Here is a 15,425-nt window from a genome sequence, read left to right as displayed (position 1 = left end):
CAATAATAGCATTAAAATGTGAACATTTAAAGGCAAAAAGCCAGATAATTGTACTCATCCGCACGAATCAAAACTGATAGTAAATGTTGTAAAATACCCGACTTCGCTCTCGACTGAAATTCGACCATGATATAATGTCACCATTTTATGGGCAATAGAGAGTCCTAAACCGTTTCCGCCTTGCTGACGGGAGCGTGATTTGTCTACACGATAGAAGCGGTCAAAGATGTGTTCTTGATCTGCTTGAGGGATACCTAAGCCACGGTCTGTAATTTTAATCACGACTTGATTGCTGATGAGTTTCGTTTCAATAGAAATATGCTTATTTTGTGTGTCATATTTAATCGCGTTATCAAGAAAAATAAGCAAAATTTGTTCTAAGTGAAATGAGTTAATCTCTAGGTATATAAAGTCTTGACTCGTATGAAAGTCGAGTTGATAATCTGGATGAATTTGTTGTAGTGCATGAAGACGACTTCTAATTTCATTATTCACATCGACTTTTTCAGTTTGATTTTCAGTTGACCTTGTATCATCTTTAGTGAGTAGCAGTAATTCTTCAACGAGTTTCGTAATCCGATTCATTTCCTCGATGGAGATATTCAGAGACTCTTCTAAAATGTCAGGATCCTTTTTACCCCAGCGCTGAACTAAATTTAAGTGTCCTTGGATAATTTGAAGTGGTGTACGTAATTCGTGTGAAGCATCTTCTACAAATTGACGTTGTTGGTTAAATGAACTCTCCAGTTTCATCATCATACTGTTAAAAGTATCGATGAGCGCATCTGTTTCTTCATAATTGGTTGGGACTTCAAGTTTTTCTTGGAACCCATTACGCCGAATTTGTGTCATCTTTTCAGTAATAATATTAATCGGTTGAGTAATTTGAGATGAAAAGAAATAACTGAGTGATGCGGTTACAAATAATGCAATGAGTCCAAATGTTAGGGCGAGATACGTTATGAAGTTTAATAAATCATCGTACTCTTTTAATGAATGGACAATGGTTGCGTGTCCTTTAAAATAAGGCGTATTAATCGGTGTCGATACGATGATGAATGAGCCTTTATCTGTGCGCAAAATTTTAATATTACGTGTATCATAAGCTTGAAACGGTGGTGTGAATTTCACATTCGTTGTACTGACATTTTCAAATATTTTTTTGCCGCTCTTATTGTATAAAATTACTTTTTGATAGTTATCAAGTACGGAGCTGAATTCTAATGCAGTAATATTCTTCATCGGTTTCGTTTCAAGTAAATTGTATAGATCATCAGCGCTTCTTTCTGCTTTATCAAATTCATTTTGCTTTAATAAGCTGCTGATGGCATAAATGATGAGCAAACAAAAGATGAAAATAATAAGAAATGTAATGAGTGTCGTTACAAAAGTCCACTTTGTCTTGAGCGTTGATTGTTTCATTGACGAATCACATAGCCGACACCACGCACAGTTTCAATTAATTTTTGTTTATCAATGCGCTTTAACTTATTTCGTAAATAACGGATATACACATCAACCACATTCGTTTCGACTTCAGATTCATATCCCCAGACGTGATCTAAAATTTGTTCACGGTGAAGGACGCGATTTTTATTTTCAGCGAGGAGTAATAATAAATCAAATTCCGTTTTCGTTAATTCCAGTTTTTCGCTTTGATAAGTGACATGAAAAGCACTCTTATCAATTTTAATACCATCAATTTCCACAACATTTGTATCGGACACGTTTTCGTCTGAATAACGACGAATGAGTGCGCGACTTCTAGCTAATAGTTCTTCAATTTCAAATGGTTTAACGATGTAATCATCTGCACCGATATCTAATCCAGTGACTTTATCGTATATTTCACCTTTCGCAGTAATCATAATAATCGGTGTATCTTTTTGTGTTCTTAATCTTTTACAGACTTCTAAGCCGTCCATTTCTGGTAACATCAAATCTAAGAGTATTAAATCAAAGTCATGCTGTAATGCGCGGTTCAAACCAGATACACCGTCATATTTCACTTCTACTTCATAATTTTCATGCTTAAATTCAAGTTCAATGAAACGTGCTAAATTTTGCTCGTCTTCAATAATAAGTACTTTTTTCATATTAGCCACCTCTCCCCCTAATCATATGCTAAAAATGAGGAACGCGAAAGTTTTTTAAAAAAATTTGCGTTTTTAATTGACAATGATTCTCAATGCGTTATAATGTAATTGAAAATGATTATCAATCCCAACGACCCCCCACTACAATTCGTTCTTATGATTGAGTCATTTTCAATAATATCCCCTTTTATATGCCCGTATAAAATTCGTTGATATTAAACGTTAAATAAAAGCCGTCGCAGTAAATGCGGCGGCTTTTATTGTGCATGTTTTTGAGTGAGAAAGAAGAGAAAAAGCTTGATGTCACGTCCTCTCTTTTGTACACATGGGTATCTGTGTTTTAAAAAAGATAATGCTTGAAGACAGTCATATTTTTCACAGTAATCTCATGCTATTGCTTGAAAAGATAAAACTTAGTGAAAGAAATTGTATGCTATGATAACCATCGCATATAAAAAGAACTGCCTCTCCTCATGAAAGACAGTTTTTTATTGATTAGATTTTAGTTTGGGCTAATGGGTGGCGTAGGATGAGTTGTGTCAGCACGATACAGAAGAGCCCTCCGACAATACCAGCCATGATATCTGTTGGGTAATGTACGCCAAGATAGACGCGTGAGCTCGAAATGAGAACGATCATTAACACACTTAATGTCATCGCCACGCTTTTTGCTTTTCCTTTTAAGATACGGTGTGCGACGTAAATCACACTACCGAAAAAGGCAGTTGATCCCATCGCATGACCACTTGGAAAGCTGAACCCTGAAATATCAATTAAGCGTAATAAAGTTGGACGTTCTCTGTCAAAAATATTTTTCAAAATAGGGTTCGATACCCCTGATAACAGCATCGTTAATGCGAAAAAGAGCGCCTCAATTTTATAGCGATAGAGCATCAACAATGCAACCATGACGAGTGATAATGCAATCATAGCCCATACCTCACCAATTTGCGTGGCACCGAAAAAGATTGCTGTTGAAATAAAGCTTTCTGACGCATAAATCAAATTATATACTTCATTATCAATCCATTTACCGAGACGTGATTCATGAAACATCGCAATCATTGAAAATATTAATGTGAAGACTATTAACAAAGAAATCTTTTTCCAATATGTCATGCGCCAACCTCCAATTGAAGTGCGTCTTGAATGATTTTGTCGAGTAAATCATGACGCGTATAGCTTTCTGTAAAACTTTCCATATTTTGAATGTACTGATGTCGATTTTTTTCAAGTTCGGTTAATGCAAGTAATAACGTGTCACTCGATAATTCCGATTCATCTAACATCGTCGCGTATCCTTGTTTTTCAAAGTATTTCGCGTTATCGATTTGGTCACCACGTGATTGATCGAGACCAAGTGGGATAAGTAACATAGGAAGACGTAATGTTAAAAACTCATATATCGCATTTGCACCCGCTCTTGACACGACGGTATCTGTAATCGCTAATAAGTCGGTTAATTCTTCTTTAACGAACTCATATTGCACGTAGCCATCTTGATTAATATTTGAAGCGACAAGACCTTTCCCAGTCAGATGAATAATTTGATACGTTTGCAGTAATTCATCTAAATGACGACGAATGGCTTCATTAATTTTCAAACTTCCCATACTGCCACCCATCACGAGTAATATCTTTTTATTAGGTGTGAAGCCTGTCAATGCATAGCCATTTTGTTGATGACCGTGTTTTAAATCTTCACGAATCGTTGCCCCTACGAAATCTGATTTTTCGTGTGGCACGTATTTTAGCGTATCTTCAAAAGTGGTATAGAGTCGTTTCGCAAACTTAATTGCAATCTTGTTAGCAAGCCCTGGTGTTAAATCTGATTCATGTACAATGGTTGGAATGTTCAGTGACTTCGCTGCGAGTATGACAGGAACAGATACGAAGCCGCCTTTTGAAAATACGATATCAGGTCGTTCGCGCTTTAGCACTTTACGTGCATCTCCAATGCCTTTAACGACTTTAAAGACATCTTTCAAATTTTCAACAGATAAGTAACGACGTAATTTCCCACTAGAAATCGGATAATAAGTTGTTTCAGGGAGTTGAGATGTAATCATTTCTCGCTCGATGCCTTGTTTTGAACCAATATAAAAAGCTTCATGCCCCTTTTCGAGTGCAGTCGGTATCAAACTTAAATTCACGGACACATGCCCAACTGTACCGCCGCCTGTAAATGCAATTTTTACCATAATAACCCTCTATTCTGTTAATTTTTTATAGTATGCGTAAAATGGCTTGCCTTTATCAAAAGGAAATTCTGTGCTGGTCATTTCACCGATTTTAATGAATCCATATTTATCAAATAAACGTTGTGCACGTTGATTTTGTGAAAAAGTATCCGTTAATAAAATATCAATGTTGTGCTCTTTCGCTAATGCAATCGCAAAAGTCATCAACGCTTGAGCTGTTCCACGATATTGTGGCGAGGCTACAAGGCGATGAATCACGTATGCTTGTGATTTGTCAACTGGCCATTCGAGTGTATCGTACCAATCTGGTGCTTGTTGATCAATCACGATAAAACCTTGAATCACGTCATCTTCATCATAGACAAAGAGGCTACCTGATTCAATATCCGTATTAAAATGTGTCTTTAAAGGATAGCGATGGTCCCATTGTGGGTTGTCATCTTTAATCATGAGTGCTTTTGCTTCTTCAGTCAATTGTTCAATCGTATCGAGATCTTGCAATGTTGCTTTTCTTAACAAGCCCATCACTCCTCTACTTTTTTCAATGTTTGTTCTAACATCGGATCTTCAGACGATGCTTTCTCGACAAGTCTTTCTGTAAATACACCATTTGTTTCTTTGTTAAACATCCCATTTGCCGTTAAATCATTTTTTTGTTGAAATTGTTTTACTGCGGTAGTCAATTGGGCGTTATAATGTTCATCAATAGTACCCACATCGTAACCAAGTGCTTTAAGACCGATTTTTATTGATTTAACATGTTTGTCTTCTTGTCCTTGGTGATATGTTGTTTTGGTAGGAATCACAGAAATATTCTCATAATCCGCACCTTTAACAGGGATATCAGGTTGAATCCCTTTACCATGAATGTAATGGCCATTAGGTGTGAGCCACTTCATTTCAGTAAATTTTAATAACGAACCGTCTTCAAACTCACGTGTCGTCTGTACAATCCCTTTACCGAACGATTTTTCACCATAAATTTTGGCTACTTTATGATCATGTAATGCACCAGCAAAGACTTCGGAAGCACTTGCTGAACCTTCATTGAGTAAAATCGATACTTTTAAATCTTTCACACCTTCTAACGGCGCATTTGGTGTTTTGATAGATTCTTTTTGATCGCCTTTTTCTAATTGAACGACCGTTTCGTCTTGATCAAGGAAAATATTTGCCATTTTTACAGCTTCATCAAGGAGTCCACCTGGGTTGTTACGTAAATCAAGGACGATATTTTTAATACCTGATTTTTGCGCTTGCTGTATGGCAGATTTTAACTCTCCCGCTGTCCCTTCTTGGAATTTATTAATTTTAAACACACCTACATTGCCATGTTTTTCATATTTTACACTTTTAACATGGATAGTATCTCTTGTCACAGTGAGTTCCTTTTCTTCCCCGTTACGTTTAACTGTCAATTTCACTTCAGTTCCTTTTTTACCACGGATTTTAGGAATAATTGCATCAAGCGTTTTTCCTTTGATTGACTTGCCATCGATTGCAATCAGTTCATCACGTGGTTTCAAACCAGCTTTTTCAGCAGGTGAATCTTGCATTGGACTCGTAATGATGATTTGCTTTCCTTTTTGTTGCAATTCCGCACCAATACCGACGAAATCACCAGAAACATCTTCATGAAAAGAAGCTGTTTTTTCTTTTGATAAATATTCGGTATAAGGGTCTTTCAAACTTTTGGTCATCCCATGAATGGCTTCGTCTAGCAACTGTTCTTTATCTTGCTTTTGATAAAAATCTGACGCCAATATTTCATAAACTTCACTTAACTTCTGAGCATTCTCACTAATTTTCTCATCTTTACTGTATTGTTGGAAAAAGTAATTGAAGCCAAAAATAATGATTCCTGTCAATAATACTGTGAGGATAATACTTAACATAAATGTTTTTAATGAGACATATCTAGGTGTCTTTCTTTGATTTGGTGAATCTTTCAATCTGTTTTCCGCCCTTCTCGTTAAATCCATGTTTGCATTATAATGATCCGCATAGACGCGTGCAGATTTAATGGTGTGACATAAAGAAAAAGGGTGAGACATCTTCTGCCATCACCCTCAAAATTTATGCGTGTCAAAACTTCAGCAATCACTTAAAATTGAAGCCATTCTTGATATTCTTCATACAAGTCATCAAAAACAGACATCGGTAATGTGAAATTGCCTTCTGTCTCAATGTATTCAGATAACGCATCGAAATTTTTATCGTATTTTGGAAAGGATAAATCTTGGAAAATTTGTTCTGCGAGTTGTCCAGCATCATCCTTACGACCACGAACAGTTAATGCAAATTGATAAAATGAGACATCTTTCATTATTTCATTGTCACTTCAATCACTGATGTCTCGCCTTTGTTCAATTGCGCTACTTGTTGAATATCAATGGCTACTGTTTGATCTGTATTTGTAATGATCACAGGTGATACGATAGATTTTGCGTGTTGGTCAATATAATCAACGTCAAATGTAACGAGTGGGTCGCCTACTTTTACCGTATCTCCGCTATTGACTAATGTTTCAAAACCTTCACCATTTAATTGAACAGTGTCTAAACCGATATGAACAAGGACTTCTAAACCATTGTCTGCTTTTAAACCAATCGCATGTTTGGTTGGGAAAACGTTGTCGACTACACCAGTAATTGGAGACACGACTTTTCCTTCAGTTGGACGTATGCCAAAACCGTCACCCATCATTTTTTGAGCAAAAACAGGGTCTGGAATGTCTTCAATTTTGACATATTCTCCAGTCATCGGTGCATAGACTTGAATTTCCTTATTTGCTTCTTCACTTTTTCCGAATAATTTCTTAAACATAAAACTCGCTCCTTTATTTGTCGAAAAGTTTGACTAAATCACCATAGCCCAACGATTCGAGCTTTTCATACGGTATGAATTGGATTGCAGCAGAATTGATGCAATAGCGCAAGCCACCACGGTCTTTTGGACCGTCGTTGAACACATGTCCTAAATGACTGTTGCTACCTTCAGAGCGGACTTCCGTTCTTAACATGCCAAACGATTTGTCTACCAGTTCAATAATTTCTTGGTCGTCGATGGCTTTTGAAAAACTAGGCCAGCCACAGTCAGATTCAAATTTATCATTTGATGTGAATAACGGTTTGCCAGAAAGTTTATCCACATAGACTCCCTTTTCAAAGTGGTTCCAATATTCATTTTGAAATGGTGGTTCTGTGCCATCTTGTTGTGTGACGAGGTACTCCAAGTCTGTTAAATCTTTTTTATCTTTTTTAATCATGCTTGATCCCCCCAATGTTTTTCAATAAACGCTTTACGTCCTGATCCACGTTGATATTGTGCGTAGTGAAGCGGATGTTTTTTATAATAATCTTGATGTGCTTCTTCTGCTGGATAAAAATTGCGATATGCTTCAACAGGCGTCACAACAGGATCACTAAAAATTCGGGATTGATTTAACGCATCAATTTTATTCAAAGCGGCTTGTTGTTGCGCTTCATTGTGATAAAAAATGACAGGTCGATAACTGTCGCCTCTATCAAAAAATTGACCGTTTTTATCTGTCGGATCAAACGTTTTGAAATATATATCTAAAATATCATCATAACTGATCACATTGTCATCGTATTCAATTTGTACAGCCTCTACATGGCCTGTTGTATTTGTACAAACCTGTTCATAGGTTGGATTTTCTACTGTCCCACCGCTATAACCTGATGTGACACGTTCAACACCGTCAAATGTATCAAAAGGTTTAACGAGACACCAAAAACATCCTCCTGCTAAAGTTGCTAAAGCCATGCTTGACACCTCCATCATTATGAATCAGATGAATCTTTAAGGACAACTAAACCAATCGCACCCGCACCGGTATGTGTTGAAATGACAGGTGTTGTATGTCCGAAATCAAAGTTTTGAACTGTAAAAGTTTCATCTAATTTTTCTTTAAATTTATCCATGAAATCTTTTGCTTTTGCATGTGAAATACCAATCGATTTAATGGATGCATCACCGATAAACGGTTTTAAATCTTTGAGTACGTATTTAATACTAGCGTTTTGTGTACGCGCATTATGAATCATTTCTAGCTTGCCATCAATCACTGAACCAATTGGCTTGATTTTCATAAGATTACCGATTAAACCTTTTGTTTTGCTAATACGTCCACCTTTGATGAGTTGATCTAATTGACCGATAATCACGTAAAGCTTAATGTTTTTTTGCAAGTTTTGAAGTTTTGAGATAATTTCCTCTGTTGGAATGCCTTCCTCAACCCAGCGAATCGCATTTTGAAGTTGATAGCCTAAGCCGAAAGAAATTGATTTAGAATCAATGACTGTCACTTTAGCGTCAACCATTTCACTCGCTTGAACAGCGGTTTGATACGTGCCACTTAACCCCGATGAAAGATGAATACTAATAATTTCAGCACCGTTTTGACCTAGTTTTTCATAGGTTTCTACAAATCTTCCAATTGGAGGTTGGCTCGTTTTAAAATCATAACTACTGTCTCCTAAATATTGTGAAAAAGACTCAGATGAAATGTCCTTTTGATCCTCATAAGATTCTCCGTTAATTGTAACACTCAACGGAACAATATGGACATTGTGTTGCTTCAGAAAAGCGTGATCTAAGTCAGATGTAGAATCTGTAACAATAATACGTTGTTGCATAATGCTAACCTCCAATAATTACTTTCGAGTGAGATGTAAAAAAGTGTGCGGATATTTATTCTTTTCATCCACGGTGCCTTCTACAGCAGATGTCACTTCCCAATCTTCAAATGTGTATGGTGGGAAAAATGTATCTGCTTGGAATTTGTCGTCGATAACAGTGATATACATATCGTCAACACGGTCAATAAAAGTTTCGAATAACGTTTGACCGCCAAAAATAAAGATGTGGTCATCGCCAATCGCATCAATTTCTTCAATGCTATGAATGACCTCCACGCCGTCTGGTTTGAAATCAGGATTACTCGTAATAACGACATTTCTACGATAAGGTAACGGTTTACCAATGGATTCGTATGTCGCGCGTCCCATTACAAGTGTATGTCCAGTTGTCAGTTTTTTAACATGCTTTAAGTCATTGGGTAAGTACCATGGTAACTGTCCTTCAAAGCCAATGCCACGTTGTTGGTCATGTGCGACTAAAATAGATAGTGTCATATGATTACTCCTTTTTGTTTATACCGCGATAGGTGCTTTAATCGCTGGATGAGATTCATAATTTACAATCTCTAAATCTTCATATTCAATGTCGAAAATAGAACGATCTGTATTGATTTTTAATTCTGGCGGCGCAAAACTTGAACGTGCTAATTGCGTTTTTACAGCGTCTAAATGGTTGCTGTAAATATGTGCATCACCAAATGTGTGGACAAATTCGCCTACTTCAAGGCCACATTCTTTCGCAATTAAATGTGTTAATAAGCTATAGCTCGCTATATTAAACGGGACACCTAAAAAAATGTCGGCGCTCCGTTGATAGAGTTGACAGCTTAGCTTATTATCTTGTACATAAAATTGAAAGAGTGTATGACAAGGAGGTAACGCCATTGTCTCAATTTCAGTTGGATTCCAAGCACTAATGATATGACGACGTGAGTTAGGATTCGCTTTAATTTGTTCAATTAGTGCCTTCAATTGATCGTATTGTTGACCGTCTGCACTAACCCAGTTACGCCATTGCTTACCATAAACATTGCCTAAATCCCCGTGCTTTTTCATAAAATCATCATCAGTTAAAATCTGTTGTTTAAACTTTGTCATTTCTTCGCGATAAGTTTCAGCAAATGCCGCGTCACTTTGTGCTCTATGACCAAAGTCAGTCATATCTGGCCCTGTGTAATCTTCGCTTTGTACATATTTTTCAAAAGCCCATTCGTTCCAAATATTGTTATTATATTGTAATAAATATCTTAAATTCGTATCACCACGAATAAACCAAATCAATTCAGTTGCAACAAGTTTAAAAGAAACTTTTTTTGTTGTTAACAATGGGAAGCCTTTTGAAAGGTCAAAACGCAACTGATGTCCAAATTTTGAAATTGTTCCCGTAGCTGTTCGGTCATCACGTTGATTGCCAATTTCTAATATTTCTTTACATAAATCGTGATAAGCTGCATCAAACGGATTCATGACATTCACCTCTTTCTCTTAGTATCTATAATAGACGATTTTACGCCATTTTCAAAGCGATATCAACGTATGCGCAGGTATAAGTGTATAGCTACAGAATCCGAATATATTCAGTATCTCTACCTTGTAAATGTTAAAATGATGTGAATAGACACCTTTTGTCGAAAACACTATCTATTGATTTAGAAGTGTAAAAAAAGATTGGGACATCAACAATTTTGATGCTATTGATGCAATATTTTAGTTAAACTTGTCCTCACTGTGATTTGTAATTTTTGATTGCTTTCATGGATTCACTTACCTAAGGGCTAACCCTTCAACTTAGTTCAGCTTGATTGAAGTGTTCATTTGATGGAAGCCGAATTGGATTTTAGGAGCAGTACAGAAATCTCATGTGAAATAAAGATTTTGTTGTACTGCCCCCGTATGGCTGTTGAGACTTCTCAAAAGCGATAGCATTGAGAAGTCAGACAACTACTGCGATAAACAACATCCGCTATTATAGTAAAGAAGTGACAGTTAGAAGTATCCACCACGCATTCACTCGTGAGTTTCGGCCTTCTCGGCAATCTTATATCAAACACAGTGAAAATGAGGTCAAGTTTATGAAAATAAAAAAACAATAGCATCAATTTTTTCTATCTCATTCAGTCTCATTTTCCGACCGCTTTATAGTTATTAATGAATCATCAATCTATGAAAAGATTGAGGTTTAATTTTTTTATGTCTCATCCTAACCCCTTGGCATAAATAACAAAATATAGTAAAGGAGCTGAGGAAACTTAATGCCCCAGCTCCTTGTTCATTATGCGCGACAATGTGTGTCGAATGCGTCCTTAATGTCCATCGCGATGTCATTAATATCACGGCCTTCGATATGTTCACGTGGAATAAAGTGAACGAGCTCCGACCCTTTGAATAATGCAAATGAAGGACTTGAAGGCACTTGTTGAATGTATTCACGCATTTTTGCAGTCGCCTCTTTATCTTGACCTGCAAAAACAGTGACTTTATTCGTTGGTTTATATTCATTTTGTTCTGCTACAGCCACAGCTGCAGGACGTGCTAAACCAGCTGCACAGCCACAAGTTGAATTAATCACAACAAATGTTGTATCTTCATCTTTGACATTGTTCATATATTGTGAAACGGAATCTTCACTTTCTAAACTTTCAAAACCATTTTGTGTCAATTCGCCTCTCATTTGAGCAGCGAGTTCTTTCATATAAGCATCATATGCGTTCATTTTATAGTGCTCCCTTGTATTGATTTATTGATTACGATTTGCGATCTGTTTCCACACTGATCCAAGTGCTGCTTCCCCGTTTTCGATACGTGTAATGGCCATTTCAATTTGCAACTTCACTTCATAAGCTGGATCGTTTTGATGCGCTTTGAGTGTTGCCAGCTGTTCTGGTCCACCTTCATCAAAAAGAAACATCGCTGCACGCCATCGCACAATTTTTTGTGGATCATCCAAGGCTTTTTCCATTTCAGGTAAAGCCTCTTTAAAGCCTAAATCACTTAAACTATCACCAGCTGTTCGTCTCACTGCAGGACTTTTGTCGTGCAGCCCTTTATATAAGTATGGCAAAGTTTCTCGATCTTCAATCATGCTAAGCAATACGACTGCTTCACGGCGTAATGGCACTTTATCCTCATTTAAGGCATAATCAAGTAATGGATAGTCATCACTTGTAGGTGTTGGGAAAGACTTCAACATACGTAATCGTGCTTTCCAATCAATTTCTTGTTGATATGTTTCTAATGTCACGTGTTCATATTGTTTCTGTGGTACTGTAACATCAGTATTTTTCGCCTCTTGCACGAGTAGATTCAAAACATGTTCAGGATAAAGCGCATTGATTTCTTCTACAACACTTTGCATGACGTCATCTAAATCGCCATAACGGACACCTAACGTTTCCCATTTACGTAAAAAGACAACATTATCATGCGGTTGTTGTGCTTCGAGCATCGCATTGACGAATATGTCGCTCAATTGTTGACGATTTTCCTCTTTAGGTGTTGTCAGTTTCACTTGATAAGGAATGTTTTTAAACTTAAGTACTTCCGCTTTAACCTCACCAAAATGAGTATCCGGTTCAGGTTGCGTCGTGTCGCTTTGTTGTTGGTCTTGGTGGAGTGTCGCCGTAACGAGAGGTAACACAGTCTCCCAGTCTGCCTTAGGTGCTTTATCAACGGCAATAAAATCTAATACATGAAAGACAGATTTCACACCTTTAACTTGTAATATGGCGTTGATAAAGTGTGGCTGACTATCTGTGACTTCCGTATAAGTTTTTGAATGATTATCTTGCCTTTTTTCGGATAAAATAATTTTCATCGTATTCGGACTAGGCGTAGGTTCGACCTTAATAATTTCCATGTTAAACCTCCTCGTCAATGTACTACAGCCCTCATTGTAGCGCATTGCCTAATTGTTGAATTTGTTTGCCGATTGAACACGCATTGATACAGAAGTGATGTGCTTGTGTTTTCCCTTTTGTCTTTCGAAGGTGCGCTTTAACCAAGCAATGTTCACAATATTGTTGAGATAAATGATCGATTGAAGCAATGGCCTTCTTCTCAGAGTCTGTTAGCACGTAAGTCACCTCTTTTAAATATAGTGTGTACAATATGCACTATCGTAACATGATTTGTATGGACATTGAAGCGTTTAATCTTCAGCGACATCAAGAAACATGACATGCCTATAAATAAAAACGGAAGGCTATTGAAAAATATAAAGCTGTTGATTATAATGGAAAAGTTATCGTGAAGAGCGGTTTCTAAACACCCGCTGTAACAAAATTTAGGAGGTCATTAAATTGTATAATGAATGGTTAGGTTTAGGGTCGTTTATCGTCACATTCGTACTCATGGTAGTGATGTTTCGACTTTTTGGTAAATCAGGTTTGTATGCTTGGGTTGCGATAGGCACGATTATTGCCAACATCCAAGTGCTTAAAACAGTGGATATATTTACGATTTCTGCAACGTTAGGAAATGTGATGTTCGCATCCATTTATCTTGCAACAGATATTTTAAATGATATTTATGGTCGTAAAGTCGCGAAAAAAGCGGTTTGGCTTGGCTTTTCGTCTACTTTTATTATGATTATCGTGATGCAAGTTTCGCTCGCGTTTCAACCGAGTGAAGTTGACATGGCGCAAGATGCTATGAAAGCAATTTTCGATGTCGTTCCACGTATCGCTTTCGCATCCATAACCGCTTACATTATTGGTCAACATATCGATGTACTTGTCTTTAATATGATTAAAAAAGTATTTCGTTCAGATCGTACCTTTTTCATTCGTGCCTATGGGAGTACAACGTTGAGTTCGATTGTGGATACAGCGCTTTTCGTAATGATTGCTTTTTATGGTAGTTTACCCAACGGTGTCGTACTAGAAATTTTCATCACGACGTATTTATTAAAATTATTAACAACTGTTCTGAACGTCCCATTCGGTTATTGGGCAAAGTCACTTTATCGTCGCAACAAAATTAAAGACGATACGCTATGATACATGATATGGTAAGCTTAAATACGAAAATACATTTAAGTGTGGTGTCGTGAAGTTGGCTAAAATATATTTTGATGCAGCAACGAAAGGCAATCCGGGATTAAGTGCATGTGGCGTCGTTATCGTTACAGAAAATGAACGCTATACATTTACAAAATTGCTCGATGCGTTAGACAATCATAGTGCTGAATGGGAAGCGTTACTGTTTGCATTAGAGCAAGCACAAACATTGGCAGTTGCGAATGCATTAGTTTTTACGGATTCACAGCTAATTGAAGATGCAGTGAATCGTGAGTTTGTGAAAAATGGACGTTTTAAACCTTATTTGGAGCGCTATTTACAAATGACACATGATTTTGAATTGGCATTTGTAAAATGGGTTCCACGCGCACAAAATAAAGCTGCGAATCAGTTAGCTCAAGATGCATTGTATCAAGCGTTAGGTCGTTCATAATGTTATAAAAAATGTCGAAGTGTTATGCACATGTTCACACATGTCACACGCTTCGACATTTTTTAATAAGGAAATCAATGTTAGCGAGTATCGTCTAATCTTTTTTCCTTGCTTTGTTTAATTTTAAGATTACAAATTTTGAACAAATCGTTTTGAAACAAACAACTCATGCTCATCTAATACTGCGAGTACGTGATTTAACTCGACATGATGTGCCATTTGCTCGAATAACGTGTCGATGGATAATGGGACATTCAATTCAATCGTTGCCAGTTGTTTTGACAAACGTAGATTTTCCATATTTTGTGCTATCTTTTTCTGTTGTCCAGGCGTAAGCTGTGACACATTCGCAATCACTTCCTCAACAGAGCCATATTGCTGAACCAGTTTAATCGCTGTTTTCTCACCGATGCCTTTTACACCTGGATAACCATCTGCTGTGTCTCCCATAAACGCTTTGACTTCAATGAGTTGTGGCGGTTGTAATTGATATTCTAATTCGAATCGCGCTCTGTCATACTTACTATATTCAGTAAATCCTTTTTTGATGAGCCATACATAAACGTTGTCTCTCACACATTGTAATAAATCGCGATCCCCGGTAATGATATAAACTTCGTGGTCAGGTGATTGTGCATATGCATGTGTTAACGTCCCAATGACATCATCAGCTTCGTAGTTTTCAACGCCAATATTTAAAAAGCCTAGCGACTCAGAAATATGTTGGACATGGTCGAATTGTGGGATAAGCTCTTCGGGCGGAGCAGGACGATTTTGTTTATAACCATCAAACATGTCATTACGGAAGGTCGCTTTCCCCATATCCCAACATATTGCAACGTGCGTCGGTTCAACATCGCGAATCGCACTGTAAACATGTCTCACAAAACCTTGCGTGCCGTTTGTCGGTGTGCCGTTCGTATTGCGCATAAAATTTTTGTGTACACTCGTTGCATAAAAATGACGAAATAATAACGCCATGCCATCAATTAATAAAAGTTTGTGTGTCATGT

19 protein-coding genes are annotated in these 15,425 nt (G+C 37.1%); 2 read left to right on the top strand and 17 right to left on the bottom strand.

Going from position 1 to position 15,425, the window contains the following annotated elements:
- Positions 1 to 54: 54 nt before the first annotated feature.
- From P3U61_RS06670 to P3U61_RS06595, 16 genes are all read right to left on the bottom strand, one after another.
- Complete coding sequence (locus P3U61_RS06670; protein ID WP_063284367.1) at positions 55 to 1,422, bottom strand: HAMP domain-containing sensor histidine kinase; 1,368 nt, start codon at positions 1,420 to 1,422, stop codon at positions 55 to 57.
- Positions 1,419 to 2,096 (bottom strand): response regulator transcription factor, encoded by a 678-nt coding sequence (locus P3U61_RS06665; protein WP_014613931.1) that lies wholly within the window; start codon positions 2,094 to 2,096, stop codon positions 1,419 to 1,421. The genes P3U61_RS06670 and P3U61_RS06665 overlap by 4 nt, the downstream gene beginning before the upstream one ends.
- 495 nt (positions 2,097 to 2,591) lie before the next feature.
- Positions 2,592 to 3,215: a phosphatase PAP2 family protein gene (locus tag P3U61_RS06660; RefSeq protein WP_015729119.1), complete on the bottom strand. Its 624-nt coding sequence runs from the start codon at positions 3,213 to 3,215 to the stop codon at positions 2,592 to 2,594.
- Entirely contained in the window at positions 3,212 to 4,297 is a 1,086-nt protein-coding gene (locus P3U61_RS06655) for an undecaprenyldiphospho-muramoylpentapeptide beta-N-acetylglucosaminyltransferase (RefSeq protein WP_014613929.1), read from the bottom strand. The genes P3U61_RS06660 and P3U61_RS06655 overlap by 4 nt, the downstream gene beginning before the upstream one ends.
- A gap of 9 nt (positions 4,298 to 4,306) precedes the next feature.
- The gene (locus tag P3U61_RS06650; RefSeq protein WP_020219604.1) at positions 4,307 to 4,822 is read right to left on the bottom strand and encodes a GNAT family N-acetyltransferase; all 516 of its coding nucleotides are present in this window, start codon (positions 4,820 to 4,822) and stop codon (positions 4,307 to 4,309) included.
- Positions 4,822 to 6,279, bottom strand: a complete 1,458-nt coding sequence (locus P3U61_RS06645) for a S41 family peptidase (protein WP_063284467.1) — start codon at positions 6,277 to 6,279, stop codon at positions 4,822 to 4,824. Before P3U61_RS06645 ends, P3U61_RS06650 begins: the two co-directional genes overlap by 1 nt.
- Before the next feature lie 122 nt (positions 6,280 to 6,401).
- Entirely contained in the window at positions 6,402 to 6,623 is a 222-nt protein-coding gene (locus P3U61_RS06640; protein WP_014613926.1) for a YozE family protein, read from the bottom strand.
- Positions 6,623 to 7,123: a PTS sugar transporter subunit IIA gene (locus P3U61_RS06635; protein WP_014613925.1), complete on the bottom strand. Its 501-nt coding sequence runs from the start codon at positions 7,121 to 7,123 to the stop codon at positions 6,623 to 6,625. The genes P3U61_RS06640 and P3U61_RS06635 overlap by 1 nt, the downstream gene beginning before the upstream one ends.
- A gap of 13 nt (positions 7,124 to 7,136) precedes the next feature.
- Positions 7,137 to 7,565 carry a peptide-methionine (R)-S-oxide reductase MsrB gene (msrB, locus tag P3U61_RS06630; RefSeq protein ID WP_014613924.1) on the bottom strand — a complete coding sequence of 143 codons (429 nt, stop codon included), beginning with the start codon at positions 7,563 to 7,565 and terminating at the stop codon, positions 7,137 to 7,139.
- Positions 7,562 to 8,086: a peptide-methionine (S)-S-oxide reductase MsrA gene (msrA, locus tag P3U61_RS06625; protein WP_015729123.1), complete on the bottom strand. Its 525-nt coding sequence runs from the start codon at positions 8,084 to 8,086 to the stop codon at positions 7,562 to 7,564. Before msrA ends, msrB begins: the two co-directional genes overlap by 4 nt.
- Positions 8,087 to 8,103: 17 nt before the next feature.
- On the bottom strand, positions 8,104 to 8,958 hold the full coding sequence (locus P3U61_RS06620) for a DegV family protein (protein WP_096533251.1): 855 nt from the start codon (positions 8,956 to 8,958) through the stop codon (positions 8,104 to 8,106).
- 18 nt (positions 8,959 to 8,976) lie between these two features.
- Entirely contained in the window at positions 8,977 to 9,456 is a 480-nt protein-coding gene (locus tag P3U61_RS06615) for a dihydrofolate reductase (protein WP_015729124.1), read from the bottom strand.
- Positions 9,457 to 9,474: 18 nt separating this feature from the next.
- Positions 9,475 to 10,428, bottom strand: a complete 954-nt coding sequence (locus P3U61_RS06610; RefSeq protein ID WP_015729125.1) for a thymidylate synthase — start codon at positions 10,426 to 10,428, stop codon at positions 9,475 to 9,477.
- A gap of 805 nt (positions 10,429 to 11,233) precedes the next feature.
- Positions 11,234 to 11,674: a bacilliredoxin BrxA gene (gene brxA / locus P3U61_RS06605; protein WP_014613919.1), complete on the bottom strand. Its 441-nt coding sequence runs from the start codon at positions 11,672 to 11,674 to the stop codon at positions 11,234 to 11,236.
- A 24-nt stretch (positions 11,675 to 11,698) separates the two neighbouring features.
- The gene (locus P3U61_RS06600) at positions 11,699 to 12,817 is read right to left on the bottom strand and encodes a conserved virulence factor C family protein (protein WP_014613918.1); all 1,119 of its coding nucleotides are present in this window, start codon (positions 12,815 to 12,817) and stop codon (positions 11,699 to 11,701) included.
- A 31-nt stretch (positions 12,818 to 12,848) separates the two neighbouring features.
- Positions 12,849 to 13,034 carry a zinc-finger domain-containing protein gene (locus P3U61_RS06595; protein ID WP_014613917.1) on the bottom strand — a complete coding sequence of 62 codons (186 nt, stop codon included), beginning with the start codon at positions 13,032 to 13,034 and terminating at the stop codon, positions 12,849 to 12,851.
- 225 nt (positions 13,035 to 13,259) lie between these two features.
- Here P3U61_RS06595 and P3U61_RS06590 point away from each other — a divergent pair, with 225 nt between their 5' ends.
- Entirely contained in the window at positions 13,260 to 13,958 is a 699-nt protein-coding gene (locus tag P3U61_RS06590) for a queuosine precursor transporter (protein ID WP_014613916.1), read from the top strand.
- 55 nt (positions 13,959 to 14,013) lie between these two features.
- Entirely contained in the window at positions 14,014 to 14,412 is a 399-nt protein-coding gene (locus P3U61_RS06585; protein ID WP_096533253.1) for a ribonuclease HI family protein, read from the top strand.
- A 129-nt stretch (positions 14,413 to 14,541) separates the two neighbouring features.
- Here P3U61_RS06585 and P3U61_RS06580 read toward each other — a convergent pair whose 3' ends face one another.
- On the bottom strand, positions 14,542 to 15,423 hold the full coding sequence (locus P3U61_RS06580) for a 5'-3' exonuclease (protein WP_014613914.1): 882 nt from the start codon (positions 15,421 to 15,423) through the stop codon (positions 14,542 to 14,544).
- Between the last annotated feature and the right edge of the window lie 2 nt (positions 15,424 to 15,425).

The sequence above is a fragment of the Staphylococcus pseudintermedius genome (assembly GCF_034042775.1).
Taxonomy (GTDB): domain Bacteria; phylum Bacillota; class Bacilli; order Staphylococcales; family Staphylococcaceae; genus Staphylococcus; species Staphylococcus pseudintermedius.
This window is presented reverse-complemented; position numbering and strand designations above follow the sequence as displayed.

Bases quoted from the DNA above. Each gene is read 5' to 3' on its own strand.
- P3U61_RS06670 (WP_063284367.1), bottom strand. From the start codon at position 1,422: ATGAAACAATCAACGCTCAAGACAAAGTGGACTTTTGTAACGACACTC.
- P3U61_RS06665 (WP_014613931.1), bottom strand. From the start codon at position 2,096: ATGAAAAAAGTACTTATTATTGAAGACGAGCAAAATTTAGCACGTTTC.
- P3U61_RS06660 (WP_015729119.1), bottom strand. From the start codon at position 3,215: ATGACATATTGGAAAAAGATTTCTTTGTTAATAGTCTTCACATTAATA.
- P3U61_RS06655 (WP_014613929.1), bottom strand. From the start codon at position 4,297: ATGGTAAAAATTGCATTTACAGGCGGCGGTACAGTTGGGCATGTGTCC.
- P3U61_RS06650 (WP_020219604.1), bottom strand. From the start codon at position 4,822: ATGGGCTTGTTAAGAAAAGCAACATTGCAAGATCTCGATACGATTGAA.
- P3U61_RS06645 (WP_063284467.1), bottom strand. From the start codon at position 6,279: ATGGATTTAACGAGAAGGGCGGAAAACAGATTGAAAGATTCACCAAAT.
- P3U61_RS06640 (WP_014613926.1), bottom strand. From the start codon at position 6,623: ATGAAAGATGTCTCATTTTATCAATTTGCATTAACTGTTCGTGGTCGT.
- P3U61_RS06635 (WP_014613925.1), bottom strand. From the start codon at position 7,123: ATGTTTAAGAAATTATTCGGAAAAAGTGAAGAAGCAAATAAGGAAATT.
- msrB (WP_014613924.1), bottom strand. From the start codon at position 7,565: ATGATTAAAAAAGATAAAAAAGATTTAACAGACTTGGAGTACCTCGTC.
- msrA (WP_015729123.1), bottom strand. From the start codon at position 8,086: ATGGCTTTAGCAACTTTAGCAGGAGGATGTTTTTGGTGTCTCGTTAAA.
- P3U61_RS06620 (WP_096533251.1), bottom strand. From the start codon at position 8,958: ATGCAACAACGTATTATTGTTACAGATTCTACATCTGACTTAGATCAC.
- P3U61_RS06615 (WP_015729124.1), bottom strand. From the start codon at position 9,456: ATGACACTATCTATTTTAGTCGCACATGACCAACAACGTGGCATTGGC.
- P3U61_RS06610 (WP_015729125.1), bottom strand. From the start codon at position 10,428: ATGAATCCGTTTGATGCAGCTTATCACGATTTATGTAAAGAAATATTA.
- brxA (WP_014613919.1), bottom strand. From the start codon at position 11,674: ATGAACGCATATGATGCTTATATGAAAGAACTCGCTGCTCAAATGAGA.
- P3U61_RS06600 (WP_014613918.1), bottom strand. From the start codon at position 12,817: ATGGAAATTATTAAGGTCGAACCTACGCCTAGTCCGAATACGATGAAA.
- P3U61_RS06580 (WP_014613914.1), bottom strand. From the start codon at position 15,423: ATGACACACAAACTTTTATTAATTGATGGCATGGCGTTATTATTTCGT.